The sequence below is a fragment of the Oceanobacillus halophilus genome (assembly GCF_003628505.1).
In the GTDB taxonomy this organism is placed as follows: Bacteria; Bacillota; Bacilli; order Bacillales; family Amphibacillaceae; genus Oceanobacillus; species Oceanobacillus halophilus.
On sequence record NZ_RBZP01000026.1, the window covers coordinates 1 to 20,549 of the forward strand.

16 protein-coding genes, 8 tRNA genes and 2 rRNA genes are annotated in these 20,549 nt (G+C 36.4%); 22 read left to right on the forward strand and 4 right to left on the reverse strand.

What is annotated here, in order from left to right:
- From D8M06_RS18090 to D8M06_RS18110, 5 genes are all read left to right on the forward strand, one after another.
- Positions 1-99, forward strand: a 23S ribosomal RNA gene (locus D8M06_RS18090); the annotation flags it as partial.
- 125 nt (positions 100-224) lie between these two features.
- A 5S ribosomal RNA gene (gene rrf / locus D8M06_RS18095) occupies positions 225-339 on the forward strand.
- Between the two features lie 9 nt (positions 340-348).
- Positions 349-423: transfer RNA gene (locus D8M06_RS18100), tRNA-Asn, on the forward strand.
- 7 nt (positions 424-430) lie between these two features.
- Positions 431-503, forward strand: a tRNA-Thr gene (locus D8M06_RS18105).
- 396 nt (positions 504-899) lie between these two features.
- On the forward strand, positions 900-2,414 hold the full coding sequence (locus tag D8M06_RS18110; RefSeq protein WP_121205995.1) for a GGDEF domain-containing protein: 1,515 nt from the start codon (positions 900-902) through the stop codon (positions 2,412-2,414).
- Positions 2,415-2,460: 46 nt separating this feature from the next.
- On the opposite strand, the gene fabI is transcribed toward D8M06_RS18110, so the two are convergent.
- Positions 2,461-3,237, reverse strand: a complete 777-nt coding sequence (gene fabI / locus D8M06_RS18115; RefSeq protein ID WP_121205996.1) for an enoyl-ACP reductase FabI — start codon at positions 3,235-3,237, stop codon at positions 2,461-2,463.
- A 351-nt stretch (positions 3,238-3,588) separates the two neighbouring features.
- Here fabI and D8M06_RS18120 point away from each other — a divergent pair.
- From D8M06_RS18120 to D8M06_RS18165, 10 genes are all read left to right on the forward strand, one after another.
- Positions 3,589-3,663, forward strand: a tRNA-Glu gene (locus tag D8M06_RS18120).
- 7 nt (positions 3,664-3,670) lie between these two features.
- Positions 3,671-3,746 (forward strand) — tRNA-Val (locus D8M06_RS18125).
- Positions 3,747-3,799: 53 nt separating this feature from the next.
- Positions 3,800-3,875: transfer RNA gene (locus D8M06_RS18130), tRNA-Thr, on the forward strand.
- A 44-nt stretch (positions 3,876-3,919) separates the two neighbouring features.
- A tRNA-Tyr gene (locus tag D8M06_RS18135) sits at positions 3,920-4,004 on the forward strand.
- A 9-nt stretch (positions 4,005-4,013) separates the two neighbouring features.
- Positions 4,014-4,088, forward strand: a tRNA-Gln gene (locus tag D8M06_RS18140).
- Positions 4,089-4,274: 186 nt separating this feature from the next.
- Positions 4,275-4,347 (forward strand) — tRNA-Lys (locus tag D8M06_RS18145).
- 234 nt (positions 4,348-4,581) lie between these two features.
- The gene (locus tag D8M06_RS18150; RefSeq protein ID WP_121205997.1) at positions 4,582-5,871 is read left to right on the forward strand and encodes a hydroxymethylglutaryl-CoA reductase, degradative; all 1,290 of its coding nucleotides are present in this window, start codon (positions 4,582-4,584) and stop codon (positions 5,869-5,871) included.
- Positions 5,868-6,830, forward strand: a complete 963-nt coding sequence (gene mvk / locus D8M06_RS18155; RefSeq protein ID WP_121205998.1) for a mevalonate kinase — start codon at positions 5,868-5,870, stop codon at positions 6,828-6,830. The genes D8M06_RS18150 and mvk overlap by 4 nt, the downstream gene beginning before the upstream one ends.
- A gap of 22 nt (positions 6,831-6,852) precedes the next feature.
- Positions 6,853-7,830 (forward strand): diphosphomevalonate decarboxylase, encoded by a 978-nt coding sequence (gene mvaD, locus D8M06_RS18160; RefSeq protein ID WP_121205999.1) that lies wholly within the window; start codon positions 6,853-6,855, stop codon positions 7,828-7,830.
- A gap of 10 nt (positions 7,831-7,840) precedes the next feature.
- Positions 7,841-8,941: a phosphomevalonate kinase gene (locus tag D8M06_RS18165; protein WP_421904727.1), complete on the forward strand. Its 1,101-nt coding sequence runs from the start codon at positions 7,841-7,843 to the stop codon at positions 8,939-8,941.
- A gap of 146 nt (positions 8,942-9,087) precedes the next feature.
- Here D8M06_RS18165 and D8M06_RS18170 read toward each other — a convergent pair whose 3' ends face one another.
- Positions 9,088-9,237, reverse strand: a complete 150-nt coding sequence (locus D8M06_RS18170) for an aspartyl-phosphate phosphatase Spo0E family protein (RefSeq protein WP_121206000.1) — start codon at positions 9,235-9,237, stop codon at positions 9,088-9,090.
- Positions 9,238-9,466: 229 nt separating this feature from the next.
- Between D8M06_RS18170 and sigW the strand changes: the two genes are divergently transcribed.
- The 7 genes from sigW to glmS all read left to right on the forward strand — a co-directional run bounded on the left by sigW (position 9,467) and on the right by glmS (position 18,883).
- Positions 9,467-10,030: an RNA polymerase sigma factor SigW gene (sigW, locus tag D8M06_RS18175; RefSeq protein WP_121206001.1), complete on the forward strand. Its 564-nt coding sequence runs from the start codon at positions 9,467-9,469 to the stop codon at positions 10,028-10,030.
- A 6-nt stretch (positions 10,031-10,036) separates the two neighbouring features.
- Complete coding sequence (gene rsiW / locus D8M06_RS18180; protein ID WP_338323006.1) at positions 10,037-10,681, forward strand: anti-sigma-W factor RsiW; 645 nt, start codon at positions 10,037-10,039, stop codon at positions 10,679-10,681.
- A gap of 485 nt (positions 10,682-11,166) precedes the next feature.
- On the forward strand, positions 11,167-11,991 hold the full coding sequence (gene cdaA, locus D8M06_RS18185; RefSeq protein WP_121206003.1) for a diadenylate cyclase CdaA: 825 nt from the start codon (positions 11,167-11,169) through the stop codon (positions 11,989-11,991).
- Positions 11,984-13,213, forward strand: coding sequence for a CdaR family protein (locus tag D8M06_RS18190; protein ID WP_121206004.1), 1,230 nt, complete (start codon positions 11,984-11,986; stop codon positions 13,211-13,213). The genes cdaA and D8M06_RS18190 overlap by 8 nt, the downstream gene beginning before the upstream one ends.
- Positions 13,214-13,279: 66 nt before the next feature.
- On the forward strand, positions 13,280-14,623 hold the full coding sequence (glmM, locus tag D8M06_RS18195) for a phosphoglucosamine mutase (RefSeq protein WP_121206005.1): 1,344 nt from the start codon (positions 13,280-13,282) through the stop codon (positions 14,621-14,623).
- Positions 14,624-14,738: 115 nt separating this feature from the next.
- Entirely contained in the window at positions 14,739-16,532 is a 1,794-nt protein-coding gene (locus D8M06_RS18200; RefSeq protein WP_121206006.1) for a S9 family peptidase, read from the forward strand.
- A 548-nt stretch (positions 16,533-17,080) separates the two neighbouring features.
- Positions 17,081-18,883, forward strand: coding sequence for a glutamine--fructose-6-phosphate transaminase (isomerizing) (gene glmS / locus D8M06_RS18205; protein WP_121206007.1), 1,803 nt, complete (start codon positions 17,081-17,083; stop codon positions 18,881-18,883).
- Between the two features lie 297 nt (positions 18,884-19,180).
- On the opposite strand, the gene D8M06_RS18210 is transcribed toward glmS, so the two are convergent.
- Complete coding sequence (locus D8M06_RS18210; RefSeq protein WP_121206008.1) at positions 19,181-19,390, reverse strand: hypothetical protein; 210 nt, start codon at positions 19,388-19,390, stop codon at positions 19,181-19,183.
- A gap of 75 nt (positions 19,391-19,465) precedes the next feature.
- The gene (ytvI, locus tag D8M06_RS18215) at positions 19,466-20,521 is read right to left on the reverse strand and encodes a sporulation integral membrane protein YtvI (protein WP_121206009.1); all 1,056 of its coding nucleotides are present in this window, start codon (positions 20,519-20,521) and stop codon (positions 19,466-19,468) included.
- Positions 20,522-20,549 lie beyond the last annotated feature (28 nt).

Consider the following 20,549-nt stretch of genomic DNA (forward strand, 5'->3'; position numbering starts at 1 on the left):
GAGTAAGATCCCTCAGAGACGATGAGGTTGATAGGTTCGAGGTGGAAGCGTGGTGACACGTGGAGCTGACGAATACTAATCGATCGAGGACTTAACTAACTTCTTCAAGATGTCTTAGATTTACTCTTATTTAGTTTTTAGGGTACAAACCTAGAAAGTAAAGGATGTTCGGTTAAAACCGTTCACGTCCTGTGAACAACACCGAACGACCTACATCGTGTAGGCCTAGTAGCGATAGCGGAGAGGTCACACCTGTTCCCATGCCGAACACAGAAGTTAAGCTCTCCAGCGCCGATGGTAGTTGGGGATTCCCCCTGCGAGAGTAGGACGCCGCTAGGCTAAGATTATTCCACAGTAGCTCAGTGGTAGAGCAATCGGCTGTTAACCGATCGGTCGTAGGTTCGAATCCTACCTGTGGAGCCATTTTTATGCTTCCATAGCTCAGCAGGTAGAGCACTTCCATGGTAAGGAAGGGGTCAGCGGTTCGAGTCCGCTTGGAAGCTTTATGATAAAGCTTAGAGTTCATTAATATGAATTCTAAGCTTTTTCCTTTGGTACAAGAAATGATAAAAATAGGTAAGATTGAAACTTGTAGAACTATGAATCATTTTCATTAATCAGAAAGTAGAAATGATGTTAAACTAATTTTAAGAGTGTAAAATGATATTGGAATTTATGTTTTATTGTTGAACAATAAAGAATAGAAGTATATGATGCAAATGCAGGACTTTTGATTCATAAGTGTAATATATATACGTTTATCTGAAAATAGATAGTTTAACAGTTGTTTGTTAACGCTGTCATTTTTGAACGGTATTTAATATTGTTACAGTATATACAGGAGAAAGTAGTTTAATAATATAAAAATTTGATTCTCAATTTGGGGGAAGGGATTTTAATTGAAAAAAAGTTTTCGTTTGCAATTATTTTTTATAATGATAGTTTTTGCAATAGTTATTGCTTTTACTATAGCTTTTATTAATCAAAAGAGAATGACGGAACAACTAATTAAAAATAATCAGTTTCAAATAGAACAAATTGAGGAAACGGTGAAATATTCATTAGAAACAATTGATAAGGTGTATTATTACTTTGATGAAGATACCACCTTAAATATGAGGATGAATATGAACTCTCTTATGGACCTGTATGAAGAGAATAATTCTTTTAAAGAATGGGATTTTCAACGATTAAAAGAATCTATGGGTATGGACATTTATATTATCAATAAAGACAATATTATTACCCATAGTAGCCTAAAACGAGATATTGGAATGGATTTTGATGTTTGCTGCAGTACGTTAGCATCAACACTAGAAGATAGACGAAAAACTGGCGAGTTCTATCATGATGGAATAGACATAGACCAAGGATCTGGTGAGATCACAAAATATAGTTATATGGCCACGAAAGATCAAAAGTATATCATTGAGCTCGGGTATAAATTGCAGAGTGGAATGATTTTTAATGAGTTTAACTTTTTAAAAGTAATAAATGAGTTGGAAACAAAATATCCTTCAATTGATGAGATTAATGTCATAAACATAGGTGGAATTCCTTTAGGTGAAGAAAAACAGAAGGGGTTATCGGCAGATAGGCGACAGGCTTTTAATAATACACTACATACCGGTGTTCCATCAGAAATAGAAGGAACTTGGAATAATAAAAATAGAACCTATCGCTATGTAACCTATACATCAAAGTATGATGAGGGTTTGACAAAAAATAAGGTCATAGAGATCGTCTACAATGAACATCAATTGGAATCAGTCTTACAGGAAAATCAAAAAACATTTCTGATACAGCTTCTTTTGATTTCGGTGGTCACAGTTATGCTAGCACTTATTCTATCAAAACTTGTTGCCAAACCAATGTATATGGCTTTTCATGATAGTCTGACTGGTTTGAAAAATAGGGCAGCATTTGAAGAAAGGTTAAGTAAGGAACTGAAGAAAAGTAAAGAAAATACTGCATTGCTGATGTTTGATTTGGATAATTTTAAATTAATTAATGATCAACTTGGACATGACCAAGGAGACCAATTATTAAAACTAATTGCAGATACCGTTAAATCCAGCCTATCAGGAGATATTACCGCTTACCGATTGGGTGGCGATGAATTTGCTTTAATTATCCCTTCAGCAACAAATGAGAAATCAGTAAAAATAGCTAGTCGTATTCTTCAAGACTTGAAAGAAACCTTCTATTCACAGCAGTCTTTAAATGGATTAGATGTAACTGCAAGCATGGGGATTGCTATAACATCTTCGGACAGTATGGAGGATATTGAGTCACTCTATAGAAAAGCAGATAGAGCAATGTATAATTCGAAAGTAGAAGGGAAAAACCAATTTTCTTTTTATAACAACGATCGAAATGAAGAAACAAATGAGTATTGGAGGACAATTAATTAAAGAAGCTCCTGGTTACTACATTAGTAACTAGGAGCTTTTAAGTTTGTTAACCACCAATAATGTGAAATCCTGAGTCAACATGTAAAACTTCACCAGTGATTCCTCTAGATAGTTCACTAATAAAGAATAATGTTGCATCCCCAACTTGGTCTTGATCTATACCGCGACGCAATGGAGCTTTTTCCTCAATGAGACTAGCTTTTTCATTGAAGCCAGATACCCCTTTGGCTGAAAGTGTTCGAATAGGTCCTGCAGATACTGCATTTACACGTATGCCATATTTACCTACATCTTCAGCTAAGTAACGAACACTAGCTTCTAAGGATGCTTTAGCTACACCCATCACATTGTAATTAGGGATAACTCGTTCAGATCCTAAGTATGTTTGCGTAACAATACTTCCGCCTTCTGTCATGAGTTCTTTAGCTGCCTTCGTAACAGCAACCAATGAGTAGGCACTAATTTCTTGAGCTAATAAGAAACCATCGCGCGAAGTATTTGCAAATTCACCTTGTAACTCTTCACGTTTTGCAAAAGCTACTGAGTGAATAAGCCCGTGGATGACACCTACCTCATTTTTTATTTCTTCAAATGCTTCTCGAATACTTTCGTCATCTGCTACATCACAGGAGACAATTTGTTTTGGATTTATTTCATGTTTTTCTAATAATTTAACTAACTTTTTATAGGAACGCTCTTGTCTATTCGTGAAAATTAAATTTGCACCAGCGTTATGTAGCGACTTTGTTATTCCCCAAGCGATACTTCTTTCGTTTGCTACACCCATCACAACAACATTTTTACCTTGTAATAATCCAGACATTGTTAACCTCCATCATATAAATAAATCTCTTTTTTATATTATAACCTAACAGGGTGGTAGAAATAAAACATTTTATATAACTTGATATTATTACTTGGTTCTAATTTCCCCCAAACTAGAAATTTCACATACATTTATTTTTTTATTTTATAAAAATCATATATTGGGAAAAGATGATAGAGAAGATGGCTAAAATAGGGTAAAAGCTTTATATAGCAAAGAATTTACTTTCTAACATAATTTTTTTTACAAAAATAGAAATTTACCCTTTACAAAGTTTGAATAACTCGGTATAATAAAATTCGTCAGTTTGAGACAGGCAATCACAAAACTTGTCGAATGGTAATGAATGGCCCGTTGGTCAAGCGGTTAAGACACCGCCCTTTCACGGCGGTAACACGGGTTCGAATCCCGTACGGGTCACCAACATGATGGAGGATTAGCTCAGCTGGGAGAGCACCTGCCTTACAAGCAGGGGGTCACAGGTTCGAGCCCTGTATCCTCCACCATAATATCACAAAATAAGCAAGATCAAATGACTTAAAGTAATCAAATAATTTATGCCGGCCTAGCTCAATTGGTAGAGCAACTGACTTGTAATCAGTAGGTTGGGGGTTCAAGTCCTCTGGCCGGCACCATTTATATTTATGTGTATATTTGATAATTATATTGTATAAAATACGGAGGGGTAGCGAAGTGGCTAAACGCGGCGGACTGTAAATCCGCTCCCTCTGGGTTCGGCAGTTCGAATCTGCCCCCCTCCACCATTTGTTTATTGGGCCATAGCCAAGCGGTAAGGCATCGGGTTTTGATCCCGTGTACCCCAGGTTCGAATCCTGGTGGCCCAGCCATTTGTTTTTATAAAATAAATGTTGTCCATGTAAATATACTATTAGTGCAATAGTATTTTTTTATGAAAAAATTACTCACAATAAGCTCCGAGTAACCCCGAAGCACAAAGCATCTCCGATTAAACTAGCAGATGCAGGGGTCAACAAAATAACTCTTCAATAATCATAGAAAGAGCATCAAAATAGGAGCCATTAGCTCAGTCGGTAGAGCATCTGACTTTTAATCAGAGGGTCGAAGGTTCGAATCCTTCATGGCTCATCACTTATTAAAAAATCAATATTAGAATAAATAAACAAGGTCGTTATAAAACAACCTTGTTTATTTGCATTTTGTATGGATTTTTTACATAATAAATAGAGATGTTTTAACTCATTAAATAATAATTTGTAGTATGATAATAAGACATTCTAATAATGATAATAGAGATAACATGTTATAATGAGAAGAGATTTTAGGTGTTTGAATTTTTGTATACAAAAAGGATGGTACAGTATGGAAACCTCTAGAATTCCTGGGTTCTATAATATGACTGTTGAAGAACGATTGAATTTATTAAAAAAGATACATTCCTTTTCAGAAGAGGATGTAAAAAATATTCAAACAAGTGCACCGTTAACAACTGATACTGCCGATAAGATGATTGAGAATGTAATTGGAACATACCAACTTCCGTTAGGATTAGGGTTGAATTTCCTAATAAATGGGAAAGACTATGTAATCCCAATGGTAATTGAGGAACCATCTGTAGTTGCTTCAGCAAGTCATATTGCTAGGATTGTGAGAGAAGCTGGAGGTTTTACTACAAAGGCTACAGAACGAGTAATGATTGGCCAAATTCAGGTCGTAGGATGTGCAGATTTTCAACAAGCAAAAGAAACTGTGCAACAAAATAAAGAAGTTCTTTTAGAAGCTGCTAATAACGCCTACCCTAGTATAGTTTCTAGAGGTGGTGGCGCAGAAGATTTAGATGTTCGGATCTTAAATGAAGAATCCACTTCTGCATATAGTCAGATGCTTGTGATTCATCTGTATATTAACACGTGTGATGCAATGGGTGCGAATATCATTAACACAATGGTTGAATCGTTGGCGCCATTAGTTGAAGAGTTGACTAAAGGTAAGGTTTATTTGCGAATTTTATCGAATTATGCAGACAGATGTTTGGCTAAGGCAAAATGTGTCATTCCACCCGATCTTTTAAAAACTGGAGATTACTCTGGAGAAGAGGTGCGTGATGGTGTAATTCACGCATATGAGTTTGCCGCTTCTGATCCGTATCGTGCAGTAACACATAATAAAGGAATAATGAACGGAATTGATCCAGTCGTCATTGCGACAGGGAATGACTGGAGAGCAGTGGAAGCAGGGGCCCATGCTTATGCATCACGTAACGGAACTTACGATTCAATGACAATCTGGTCTAAGGATGAATATGGTAACCTTGTAGGGGAATTAGAATTGCCAATGTCAATTGGTACTGTTGGAGGAGCTACTCGCGTTCATCCGATGGCTAAGTTTGCTCTACACATATTAGGCGTGAACTCTGCAAAAGAATTATCCCAAGTAATTGTTTCGGTAGGTCTTGCTCAAAATCTTGGTGCGTTAAAGGCATTAGCAACAGAGGGCATTCAAAAAGGACATATGGCACTACACTCTCGCTCTGTTGCTATTGCAGCAGGAGCTACAGGGGAGATGATTGATATTATTGCTGAACAACTAGTAAAAGAAAAACAAATCCGTGTAGGGAAAGCTAAAGAATTGGTGGAAGAATATAAAAAATGAGTGCAGAAAAAGTTACAACCACAGAAAAAACAGCTATAGGTATAGCTCATAGTAAATTAATACTGATTGGGGAGCATGCAGTTGTACACGGACAACCAGCTATTGCCATACCCTTTCCTTTAATCGGTGTTGAGACGGTAATAGAACAAGTGCCTGGCACTGTCAAAATTGATAGTGCATTTTATCATGGTCCAATGAATCTTGCCCCTGATTCGTTACAGGGAATTGTTAAATGTATAAAAGGAACATTGGATTACCTTGAAATGCCTCCAGAGGATTTATTAATTAAAATAAGCTCATCTATACCACCTGGTAAAGGTCTAGGATCCAGTGCCTCGGTAGCAATTTCAGTGATTCGATCTTTATTTGCTTTTGCAAACAGAACTTATTCAGAAGAAGAAATACTAGATTTAGCGAACATTGCTGAGACTCATGCGCATGGTCAGCCAAGTGGAATTGATACACTAACGATTACTTCAAGTTCGCCAGTATGGTATGAAAAGGACTTTCCGATAAAATACATTGATTTGAAAGAGGACTTTTATTTCGTTGTTGCTGATTCAGGAAGAGTTGGGGACACAAGAATGTCTGTTGAATCAGTAGCCCGTTTATTAAAATCTGCACCCAAAAGAATACATCGTAAATTAGAGCGCATAGGTGAGTTAACTCACCAAGCAAAACATGCATTAGAAAAAGCTGGTAAGCATTTACTGGGACACTTGCTGGATGAAGCTCAACGAGAATTAGAGGCTTTGGGAGTAAGTGATGCAGGTTTAAATCGTCTAATTTATTTTGCGCGACAAGAGGGTGCATTAGGCGCTAAGCTTACTGGTGGCGGAAACGGTGGCTGTATTATTGCGCTTGCACGAAATGAAGTACATTCAAGACAGCTTGCAGAAAACCTTAGAAAATACGGTGCTCATGCAGTTTGGCCGTTTGTGTTAAAAAAACAGGATTAAATGTGGATAAAGGAGATACATGATGAAGGCTACAGCAAAGGCTCATACAAACATTGCTTTAATTAAATACTGGGGAAAAAGGAACGAGCGCTTAATTTTACCTACTAATAGCAGCCTCTCCTTAACGTTAGATGGTTTTTATACAACTACTAGTGTAGCCTTCCACGAGGAATTTTTGGTGGATTCGTTTATGCTTAATGACGTTCCTGTTACGGGTGAGGCATTTAACCGAGTTACCCTGTTCCTGGATTTACTACGAAATTTATCGGGGAAAGCGAACCTCTTTGCTGAAGTAAAATCAACCAATGAGGTACCAACTGCTGCCGGCTTTGCATCCTCTGCTTCAGGCTTTGCTGCTCTTGCAGCTGCGAGTAGTCGTGCCATCGGTCTGGAATTATCAGATGAAGAGCTTTCCCGGTTGACACGTCAAGGCTCTGGATCTGCTTGTCGTTCCATCTATGGTGGTTTTGTTGAGTGGGAAATGGGAACACGATCTGATGGTCTGGACTCTCACGCAATTTCTGTTGCACCTGCAAGCCATTGGGATGTACGAGTTGCTGCGGTTGTCTTATCTGCAACCGAGAAAAAGGTATCAAGTAGAGCAGGTATGAAACGAACAGTGGAGACATCCCCTTTCTACCAGGGATGGTTAGATAGTATTCCAACTGATTTACGAGAAATTAAAGCTGCAATAAATGCAAAGGATTTTGAGAAGACAGGTTCTATTGCAGAAGCGAATTGCTTGAAGATGCATGCTACTACTTTGGGGGCGAATCCTCCATTTACATACTGGCATGATACAACTCTACGTGTCATGCAAACTGTACAGGAAATGCGTTCTAATGGAATTCCTGCTTATTTTACAATTGATGCTGGCCCGAATGTGAAGGTATTATATTTGCCAGAGAATGAAGAACGAGTAAAAGAAAGATTACAGGAAGTACCAGGTGTGAATAGCGTAACGCTAAGTAAGCCAGGACCCGGCGTAACCTATCTTTAGGGGTTGAATTGTGTTGGAAAAACAATCTATGACGATCAAAACTCCCGGGAAACTAATGATTGCCGGGGAATTCGCGGTATTACAACCATATCATCATTTGGCAGTAATGGCAGTAGACAGGTTCGTATATGCCACTATTAAGAAATCGGAAGTAAATCGATTGTCCTTAACTGATTTTCAATTAGAAAATCTAGAGTTTGCGATAGAAAATAAACGGGTAAAAGTAGCAACGAATGATTCGAGAGTTCAATTTGTTAATGATGCAATGACAATTGTAAGTACCTATTTGCAGGAGCAAGAAGTTACGCTAACTCCCTTTATGTTATCTATCAAAAGTGAGTTAGATGATGAATCTGGCATTAAATATGGTTTAGGATCTAGTGCGGCCGTTGTTACTTCTGTCGTAAATGCCATGCTTAAGATATTTCTTCCAGAAGAACCGTCTAAGGAATTAATCTTTAAATTAGCATCTATATCTCATGTTATAACACAGGGGAATGGGTCTGGTGCTGATATTGCAGCATCTACGTATGGAGGAATACTTTACTATTCTTCATTCCAAGCAGACTGGTTAAGAACTGAGTATAAGAATGCTAAAACTGTAACAGAATTAGTAGAAAAAAATTGGACTTACTTTTCGGTGAAAACCATGGAGATGCCTAAGGATATCTATTTCTGCGTAGGTTGGACTGGGAATGCTGCATCGACTGCAAAACTAGTCGATAAAATATTGAGATTAGAAGAGAATAATCCCGAACAATTTTATCGTTTTCTCGAAGATAGTAAATTTGCTGTTAATAAATTTTATACTGGTATGAATGAATCTAATCTCTCCCTTGTACTTGAAGGTGTGAAAGAAAACAGAAGAGCCTTAGCGAAAGTGGGAGAACATGCAAATACTCCAATAGAAACGGTACAGCTTAGTAACTTGTGTAATTTAGCCGAACAGCACGGAGGAGCGGGTAAGCCATCCGGTGCTGGTGGGGGCGATTGTGGAATTGCGTTTATGCCTTCAAAAGAAAAAGCAGAACATGTCATAAAGGCCTGGGAAAAGGAAGGCATAAAGCCATTATTCATTCACCCATATCCACATGGATCCATTGATGTATAATGCTAAATATTGGTTTCGAATGACTAAAGTGATAAGAAAGTGTAAAATTATCTTACGTATGTAAAAAAGACATGGATTATCTCCATGTCTTTTACTATGCGTAGTAAGTTCTTGGTGTAGGTTATAGCTTATATTTAGAAAAACACTTATATAAATTTTTGATATTCATTAATTAATTCGTCTAGTTTCATACTAGAAGAAATTACAACGTCAGAAGTTAAATCATGATCATCACTTAATAAAATCATTTCTTCACGACATTCTTCAATTTTTTCTAATAAAACAGATTTAGTCACCAAAACTTACCCCCTATCTAGTATACTATAATAAGAAAATAAAGTATAAATTGCAATATAAAATTGTGATATTTTTATGACTATTTTATAAAATGGTTTTAAAATTATTATCACAGGGTATATAGGATATCGCATTTATAAGAAGAGATTATTCTTTTTAATAAAAAAATGAAACCTTTCTATGTACCTATTCGTAATATAAATACCGCAAGTAAGCGGAGGTACGTAAATGGAACAATTTATAAGAGAAAAAATTAAACAAGTAAAAAAAGGGGACCAAGCAGCATATAGCGAAGTTGTAAATGTTTATCAACATAAAATATATCAACATTGCTATAGAATGCTTGGGAATAAACACGAGGCGGAGGATATGGCGCAGGAGGCTTTTATTCGTGCTTATGTAAACATTGATTCCTTTGATGAGCGTAAAAAGTTCTCCACTTGGTTATACCGAATAGCAACGAATGTCACCATTGACCGAATTCGAAAACGTAAACCGGACTATTATCTTGATGCTGAAGTTAAGGGAACGGATGGACTCGACATGTATTCACAGCTTTCTACAGATGACCCATTACCAAACGAGGAAGTAGAGAGTTTAGAATTACAGCGCTATATCCATAGTGAAATATCAAAACTTCCACCAAAGTATCGCAGTATTATTATTTTGCGTTATTTAGAGGAATTTTCCCTTCAGGAAATAAGCAGCATCCTAGATATTCCTTTGGGAACAGTAAAAACAAGAATTCACCGAGGAAGGGAAGCTTTACGCAAAAGGCTTCGTCACGTGTAAAGGAGTGTGACCCGCTTGAGAGCTCATAATGAAATAATTAAACTAATGCATAAATATTTAGATGGAGATTTATTGAAAGAAGAAGAAGTAACCTTACGTAATCACTTAGAGAACTGTGAGGAGTGTCAATCTCACTTTCATGAATTAAAACGGACTCTAACGCTAATACAAAGTGCTGAGAACATTAAAGCACCATCAAATTTCACCGAAAATGTCATGAAGAATCTTCCAAGTGAGAACAAGGGATTTAAATATAAACGTTGGTTTAAAGCACACCCAGTTTTAACAGCGGCGGCTATATTTTTTATTCTTATGTTTAGTGGTGTGTTTACACAGTGGAATCAGGACAGTGAGTTAGTTGTATCTAAACAGGAAAATCTAATTATTCAAGGCGACACTGTTATAGTGCCTGAAGATGTAACTGTTGAAGGCGATCTACTTGTGAAAAACGGGAAACTAATTATAAAAGGAACCATTGATGGTGATGTCACGATTATTAATGGTGAACTCGTTGATGAAGAGCTTAATGGAGAAGGACTAATGGCATCAGTTGGAGAAGTAAATGGAGAACTTCATACAGTTGACAAAATGTTTGAATGGCTCTGGTATCATACAAAGAATTTGTTTCAAAGCATCTTTTCATTAGAATAAGGCAAAATCTACCGGATAAGGCGTTTCACTTATCCGGTTTTTTCATGCACTAATTCGGGTATAATTTAAAAGATGCTTTTTGGTTTATCTCCAGAATTGTATAGCTCTTGCTTGTACTAATGAATGTTGTGTGCTGCTATCGCTCCGTTAGAATACTTCGCTTTCCACGGGCACGGCATTAGCCTCCTTGGTGCTAGGGCCAAAGATGATTATTCGAGTAGTACTCACGCTGCGGGGTATTAGAGAATGTCTTTATCTTACCCATTTGTTTGACATAATTTTATCTTCTAAATAGCAAATATAAACGCTAAAATATGTAAATGTATTTATAATCTTCAAGAATATAGCCTTAAAAAAGTGTGTCTGGAACCTAGTCAGTATAGAGTTCCGTTTAGTTCTATATAGGTATTTATGGTATAATTAGTAACATACTATAAGAGTAAATGATATAATTAAATTCACTGTGTAAAGAAGGATGTGTGAACATGCTTGATGGGGGATTGGATCTTATTGATCTACTAAGAATAGGCGTAGATATTGCTCTCGTCTGGTATGTATTTTATAAATTAATGATGTTGATTCGAGGAACAAAAGCAATCCAGCTATTAAAAGGGATTGCTGTAGTTTTGCTTGTGTGGGGACTTAGTATTGCATTTGATTTGCAGACCTTGCAATGGTTAACCAACCAAGCTATCATTTGGGGGTTCCTGGCAATTATTATTCTCTTCCAGCCTGAACTTAGAAGAGCTCTGGAACAATTAGGGAGAGGTAACTTGTTTTCTAGAAGCTCTAAATCAGAAGAGGAGAAGATTGGAAACAACATCGATGCAATTATTCAATCATGCAATTATATGGCGAAGAGGCGTATTGGAGCCTTAATTACAATTGAAGGTGAAACAGGAGTAGGCGAATATATGGAAACTGGTATTCCTATTGAAGGGAATTTAACCCATCAATTATTAACGAACATCTTTACTCCAAATACACCACTCCACGATGGAGCTGTTATCATTAAAGACGGAATGATTATGTCCGCTGCTTGTTACCTTCCTTTATCAGAAAGTCCATTTATTTCAAAAGAACTTGGTACTAGGCATCGTGCGGCTATGGGTATAAGTGAAGTGACGGATGCATTAACAATTGTCGTATCTGAAGAAACTGGGTCAATTTCCTGTACGAAGAACGGGGAATTACACAGAGATATAAATGAAGAAACCCTTCGTCAAATGCTCAATACGCATTTATCATTAATAGAAGAAACCTCTGATGATAAGAAATCATGGAAACGGAGGGAAAATGATAATGGATAATTGGTTTAAAAGCAAATGGTTTGTTCGTTTTGCAGCACTTGCTTTTGCTATCGTACTATATATATTTGTGGAAACTTCTGTGAGTACATCCCAAACAGAATCAACTTTTCCAGGAAATAATAGAGAAACGCAAACGTTAGATGATGTTCCCGTAGAAATACGAATCGATGATGAAAAATTTGTGGTTAGTGGCGTCCCGGAATTTATTACAGTTTCTTTAGAAGGACCCCCTAACTATTTAAGACCAATTGTGTTGCAACGTAATTTTGATGTATATGTTGATTTGCAGGGATTGGAAGAAGGGGAACATACGGTAGAAATCCAACATAATATCTCCAATCAATTAGAAGTCTTTATTGAACCCAAAACAATAGATATATATATTGAAGAACGGGCAAGTGAACAATTTCCAGTATCGGTAGATTTTATTAATCAAGATCAGATGCCAGATGGCTATGAATTAGGGAACTATGAGGTTAATCCGACGGAAATAGCAATAACTAGTTCAAGAAGCATTATAGAACGTATAGGAGTTGTTAAAGTATTTGTGGATGTTGCAGAGTTAGAAGAATCTATAAACAACCGTGAAGTACCTGTAAATGTTTATGATAGTCAGGGGAATGAATTGGATGTAAATATAGTGCCGGAAAGGGTAGAAGTTTCAGCAGAAATAAATAATCCAAGCAAAACCGTTAGTGTCAATGTTCCGACGACAGGTGAAGTCCCTGAGGGCTATTCATTATTATCAATTTCTGCTAATGTAGAAGAAGTGGAAGTTTTTGCAACAAGTGATATACTATCTACAATTAACTCTGTATCTACAGAGGAGATTGACCTTTCAGAAGTTACTGAATCAGGGACCATGGAAGTACCCCTTTCCTTACCTGAAGGTGTAAATGTTCCAGAAGTGGAAACAATTGAAGTAGCGCTGGAAGTAGAAGAATCTATGACATTAGAAGAGATGGAGATAGAAGTAGAAGGAATAGAAGACGGACAAGCCCTTAGGTTTATTCAACCAGAGGCTGAGACAATGAGTGTGACAGTTGTGGGGAACCAGTCTGAGGTAGATAATCTTACAACAGATGATATACGGGTTTTTATAAATGCGATCGGTATTGAAACGGGCCAACATAACTTACCGGTAGAAGTGGAAATGGATAACGACTCAGAAGATATATCCATTTCCACTGAATATGATGAAGTAACAATAGTAATTGAATAACGTATATAGATTTACATAGGCTCTCACTTGTAAATACCTGAATTGGAAATAAAGGAGAGGTAAGACATGGGAAAATATTTTGGAACAGATGGAGTAAGAGGAGTTGCGAATAAGGAACTTACGCCAGAATTAGCATTTAAATTAGGTCGTGCTGGTGGTTACGTACTTACCCAGCAAACAGAAAAACCAAAAGTAATTATTGGTCGCGACACACGAATTTCTGGATTAATGTTAGAAGGAGCTCTTTTATCAGGACTACTTTCTATTGGAGCAGAAGTTATGAGACTGGGCGTGATTTCTACACCAGGTGTTGCTTATTTAACAAAAGCATTGAGTGCACATGCTGGAGTAATGATTTCTGCTTCGCACAATCCAGTTGAAGATAATGGGATTAAATTTTTCGGACCAGATGGATTTAAATTAAGCGATGAACAAGAGCTTGAAATCGAAAAAATTATAGACGGCGAAGACAGTTTACCGAGACCGATTGGTGGAAATATAGGGGTAATTAATGACTATTTTGAGGGTGGACAGAAATATCTCTCCTTCTTAAAAGATACCATCGATAATGACTTTGATGGATTATCCATAGCACTTGACTGTGCGCATGGTGCAACGTCAAGTCTTGCTACACACTTATTTGCAGATTTGGAAGCAGATATATATTCCATTGGTTCTAAACCTAATGGATTAAATATTAATGATGGAGTCGGTTCTACACATCCTGAGAAATTACAGGAATATGTTATAGAAAAGGGTGCTGATATTGGTCTCGCATTTGATGGGGATGGAGATCGATTGATAGCAGTGGATGAAAAAGGAAACATCGTTGATGGAGATCAAATTATGTATATATGTGCAAAATATTTAAATGAACGTGGTCTTCTTCGTCAAAATACGGTTGTCTCTACTGTGATGAGTAATATCGGATTTTATAAAGCACTAGATAAAGTTGGAATCAAGAGCAGTAAGACCGCTGTTGGTGACCGTTATGTAATGGAAGAAATGCGTAAGGGCGGTTATAATCTTGGAGGGGAACAATCAGGTCACATCATCTTTTTAAATTACATTACTACTGGTGACGGGATGTTATCAGCATTGCAGTTGGTTAATGTGATGAAGGAAACAGGGAAACCTCTTTCAGAGTTAGCTGGAGAGATGAAGATATTCCCTCAGGTACTAAAAAATGTAAAAGTAAATAATAAAAATGAAGCATTAAATAATCCAGAAATCTTAAGTGAGATTGAAAATGTGGAACGTGAACTAGGTGAGAATGGCCGTGTTCTAGTTCGTCCTTCCGGTACAGAGCCATTGATTCGGGTTATGGTTGAAGCTCCTACGAAAGAAGAGTGTGAAACCTATGTAAATCGTATCGTCAAGCTTGTTGAAGATTTAGTTGGAATGGAATAAAAAAATGGAAAACCACTCTAAAAATAGGAGTGGTTTTTTTCTGTTATTATAGCATGATATGTTACAATAGGAATAGTTAGAAAATTTTTATTAGTCCGTAGAGGAGGAGTTATGTTTGATTGAATTTGCAAAACCTACAGTAGAACAATTTTTTCGTACATATGTTATTACTGATTTCACAGTAAGTAATGATGAAAAACGACTTGTTTTCAGTTCTAACCTGAATGGAAAAATGAACCTATGGGCAATGAATTTAGAAGGCACAAAGTTTCCGTACTTATTTGCTCATCAAGAAGAATCTACAAGTTTTATAAAATTTGACCCTGAAAATAGATTTGTATTAGCAGGTTACGATAAAGATGGAGATGAAAATTATCATATCTATGCTATTCCCTATGATGGTGGTATCCCCCAAGAGCTAGTTAATGGCCATTCGGATGAAAAATATTTCTTCAGTCATCTTAGCGAGGATGGAGAAAGAATATACTATATGACTTCAGATGATAATCCAAACTTTCTAAATGCACGAGTAAGAGATTTAAAAGATGGATTGGATACATTGTTAAACGAAGGTGAAATTTCCCCAACAGTATTAGCTGCTGTATCAAAGGATGAAAAGGCTTTTGTTTATATTCGCTCATTTGCAAATACATATAACATTGGTTTTGTTAAAACTGCTGATGATGAAACGCAATACTTAACGCCAAACCCTGAAGAAGTTCATGATACGTTTGATCCGGTATTTACTGATGATAAAACAATCTATTTCTTAACAGATTATAAGAGTGAATTCACATATCTAGCATGTTTTAACATGGAAACAAAGGAATTCAGTAAAACAGTAATGATTGAGAATGAAAGTATAAATGATTTAACCTGGGATAAAGAAAATAAAGTTTTTTATCTTGTAACAGAGAAAGGAGTTACAGATAAACTATATCGTTATCACCTCGAAAGTGAAGTGGTAGATGAAATTGATTATCCCGTTGATATTATTGAAAAACTAACTGTGACAGAATCAGGAAATATTTATATCCTCGGTGAAAGTGCTACAGAGCCACTTAATATTTACATGTCAGAAGATGCAAGGGTTTGGATTCAGTTAACAGATAATCGGGTATTAGGGATAAACAAGGAAGGCATGGTGGATCCTGAAGTAGTATCCTATCCTTCATTTGATGGAATGGAAATAGAAGCATTGCTATTTAAAGCAAAACCAGAAAATGATAATGGATATACAATCTTTTGGCCACATGGTGGTCCACAAGCTGCTGAAAGAAAACAATTCCGTTCCATGTTTCAATGTTTTTTAAATCGTGGTTATACCATTTTTGCTCCTAATTTTCGTGGTAGTACCGGTTATGGTTCTTCTTTTGTAAAATTAGTGGAGCAGGATTGGGGAGAAGGTCCACGACTTGATAATGTAGCAGGAATTGAATGGTTATTTGATAATGGAATTACTGATCGAGAGAAGCTTTTTTTAGTTGGGGGAAGTTATGGCGGATATATGGCACTTCTATTACATGGAAGGCATCCGGAATACTTTAAGGCTGTTGTAGATATATTTGGACCATCGGATTTATTTACTTTTGTAAATTCGGTACCACCACACTGGAAACCAATTATGGATAGATGGCTAGGTGACCCCGAACGTGATAAAGAGCGTTTTATAAAAGATTCTCCTGTAACTTATTTAGATGGTATGACCAAACCAATGCTAGTTATACAAGGGGCAAAAGACCCGCGAGTCGTAAAAGCAGAATCAGATCAAATCGTTGCTAAATTACAAGAAAAAGATCGAGATGTAGAATATCTCGTATTGGAAGATGAAGGTCATGGTTTCTCTAAAAAAGAAAATGAAATAAAAGTATATAAATTGATGCTCGACTTTATGGAGGAACATAAGTAAATAATTAATACGAATATTACTGAAAGGGAAATGTAGGATGTGAATTTTGCATTTCCTTTTTGATTCTATTGAAAGGCAATTTAAAGTACTACTACGTAACAAAATAACATCCTATTTCATAAATTAAAATATCTACCTAAATTTTTATTGACCATTTAAGTCTATATCGGGTAGAATATAACATGCCCATTAAAAATGGATGGGCGTATTTTAGGATAGGAAGGAGCATTAAATATTACTATTTTATATTAAGCGCCAGGACTATTTTCCGTTCGAAAATGGAAAATAGTTGACGAGGTGGAGGTTATCGAAATTTTCGGCGGATGCCTTCCGACTGCACATCTCAGTCGTTTAAGCTCATTCTGAAAACAATAAGGTGACTTATTGCACAAAGGAATCGGGCAAGATGTCTAACTAAAATCGAGAAAGGGGCAGTTAAACGCCCCTAGCAGAGCTGTCTAATTAATAGTAAGAAATTTTTTTCTGATTATTACTTTAGACAACTCTGACTAACGTTTGTCTGCCCCATATTAGGAGGACAACGAATTATGTGCGGAATAGTAGGTTATATTGGAACAAATGATTCAAAAAGCATTTTATTACATGGGCTAGAAAAATTAGAATATCGAGGCTATGATTCAGCAGGGATTGCTGTTTTAAATGATGACGGTGTAAATCTTACTAAAGTAAAAGGACGAATAGCCAATTTGAAAAAGAGTGTGGATAATTCTGTTGAATCAACGATGGGAATCGGTCATACTCGCTGGGCAACTCATGGTGAACCAAGTATTATTAATGCACATCCACATCAAAGTGCTTCAGGCCAATTCACTATCGTTCACAATGGTGTAATCGAGAACTATCAAGACTTAAAACGAGACTACCTAAGGGATGTCACGTTTGTTAGTGAAACAGACACAGAGGTTATCGTTCAGCTCATTGAAAAGTTATATGATAAATATAAGGATACATTGCAAGCATTCCGAGAAGCTATGGGACTTTTAAAAGGAAGTTATGCAATCGGCATGATTGATGCAGATGATTCTGATACGTTATATGTATCCAAGAATAAAAGTCCACTATTAATTGGTTTGGGTGATGGCTTCAATCTTATTGCAAGTGATGCGATGGCAACACTTAAGGAAACCGATCAATATCTTGAGATTTTTGACAAAGAGATTGTTTTAGTTAACCGAAATTTTGTGGAAGTTCAAAAACTTAACGGTACTGTAGTGGAACGTAAACCTTATACAGCACAAATTGATGCAAGTGATATTGAAAAAGGAACCTACCCACATTATATGTTAAAAGAAATTGACGAACAGCCTATTGTTATGCGAAAAATCATCCGTGAATATCAAGATGAAAACAATGAATTAAAACTGGATAAATCCATACGTTCAGCGATGCAAAAAGCAGATCGTATTTATATTATCGCTGCAGGAACTAGTTACCATGCTGGATTAGTAGGAAAAGACTTCATTGAAAAATTAGCTAAAATACCTACTGAAGTTCATGTTGCAAGTGAGTTTTCCTATAACATGCCATTATTATCGGAAAAGCCATTATTTGTGTTTATCTCACAAAGTGGAGAAACCGCAGATAGCCGTGCTGTTTTAGTAAAAATTAAAGAATTAGGTCATCCTGCATTAACGATGACGAATGTACCTGGATCTACCCTTTCTCGTGAAGCGGATTACACCTTACATTTGCATGCAGGACCAGAAATTGCAGTTGCATCAACCAAAGCGTATACTGCGCAAATAGCGGTGCTTGCAATTCTAGCTACTGATACTGCAAAAGCAAAAGGTTTGGAGTTAGAATTTGAATTAATGAAAGAACTGGCAATCGTTGCGAACGCAATGGAAGTTCTTACTGATCAGAAAGAAGAAATGGAACGTTTAGCAAGAGAGTATTTAGCAACAACTCGTAATGCATTCTTTATTGGAAGAAGCGGTGACTATAATGTATCGTTAGAAGCGGCATTGAAACTGAAAGAAATTTCTTATATCCAAGCAGAAGGTTTCGCTGGAGGGGAATTGAAGCATGGTACCATCGCTTTAATTGAAGATGGTACACCAGTTATTGCCCTATCTACCCACGAGAATGTTAATTACTCCATTCGTGGTAATGTACAGGAAGTAGTAGCTCGTGGTGCAAATGCATTAATCATAAGTATGAAAGGTCTAGAAGAAGATACAGATGATTTTGTATTGCCAAGCGTTCATGATTTGCTCACACCACTTACTAGTGTGATACCAATGCAATTGTTGGCATATTATGCAGCACTTCACCGTGACTGTGATGTAGATAAACCACGTAACTTAGCGAAGAGTGTTACGGTTGAGTAGCTATTTGTATGAAATAGTATAGATATAGAAGATACACAGATACATCCCTTTAGCGAAGAAATGTTTAAAGGGGTGTTTTCTTATGGAAAAAAGACATGAATAGATGAAAAGATCTTCAATAATGGTGAAAACTGTTATGAATAGTAGATAACCTACTATAGAGCAATCCAATGAAGTAACGCTTGAACGTTTAATTATGGAGAAGGCGAAAGAAACTAATAACAATCTTGAAATAACAAACCATCAGTCACAATTTGTACTGATGGTTTGTTAGTATAGGAGATGATTCTCGGAAATTTATGAGTTTAGAAAAGTCTGCTTGATCTCTTTTTCCGCGATATAAGCATTTGCTGATTCCTGCATTCTGTGTTCATCGACAGAATTGCCTGACACCCGGTCGTTAGTATTCAATGGATGAGTGGCATTTGATCCCATATGAACACTAACTCTTTCTCTCTCCTCAGAATTTGGTATATCAGCATTCTTCTTCTTATTATCCTTTGTCATCTAATCACCTCAACGTTAATATGTGTAATATCGTTAACATTTAACCGTCAATAGTCTATAAAAAAGAACGCAACTCTATATTTTAAAGTCCAATTTAATGAGACCAGCTTCTTTAGCTGATAGTATAGCGATGATGGCAAGTGGTCCAATGATGAGTCCAAAGATACCAAAGAAATATAAGCCAAACCATAACCCAACTAAGGTTGATAATGGAGGTAGTCCAATTTGATCCCCCATGATTTTTGGCTCGACAGTTCTTCTAATAATTAACAGAATAGCAGCAAGGAATAATAACTGAATTCCGGTATTGACATCACCTGCTAATAAGTGAAATAACCCCCAGGGTGCTAAAATGACGATGGATCCAATAATAGGAATAAAATCAATCAGCCAAATGATTATCGCCATAACTAATGCATTTTCTGGAGAGATAATAAGTAGACCGATATAAGAAACGATAAAGATAATAATACTTACCTGAAACTGTGCTTTAAAAAACCCAGTAAAAAATCGAGTGGAACGCTGCAACATGTACTGCACTTTTTCCGCATTATCCTTCTCAAATCTTGCATAAAATCCTTGCTTATATTTAGGTAAATCAATACTAATAAGAAATAAGGCAATTAAATAGATAATAATTACAACTATCATATTAGGAATGCCTTGTATCCAACCTGCTAAAACAGGTATCATTTGCTGGGCAGAGGTAGTTGCCCATTCCAGCACACTGGTCATTTGTTTTTCCATTTCATCAATAAAGATAGGAGGCAATCCCGCTGCTGTTTTATTTAGGCTTTCCAGCATATTTTCAATAAAAAAGTTTATTTCAATTATGTAATAAGGCAATCTCTCTACAAAATTAATCGTTTCATTAACGACTCGAGTAATTGCTAAATAAAAGATAAATGCAATGGTTAACACATAAAAAACAAAGGTTATCACCACAGCTGGTAATCGGGTTTTAAACTTTAAATATCTTTGAATTAGTCTTACCAAGGGCTCTAATATAAAGGCAGTAAACATGGCCAAAATAAAGGGCATAAATGCCGATGAATAGAAATAAAGTAAGACAGCTAATAATATGATAACGACTGCAATGATAATCCGTTTAGTGGTGAGAAACTTTGACAAATAAAGGCTCCTTTCCAACCTGAACATA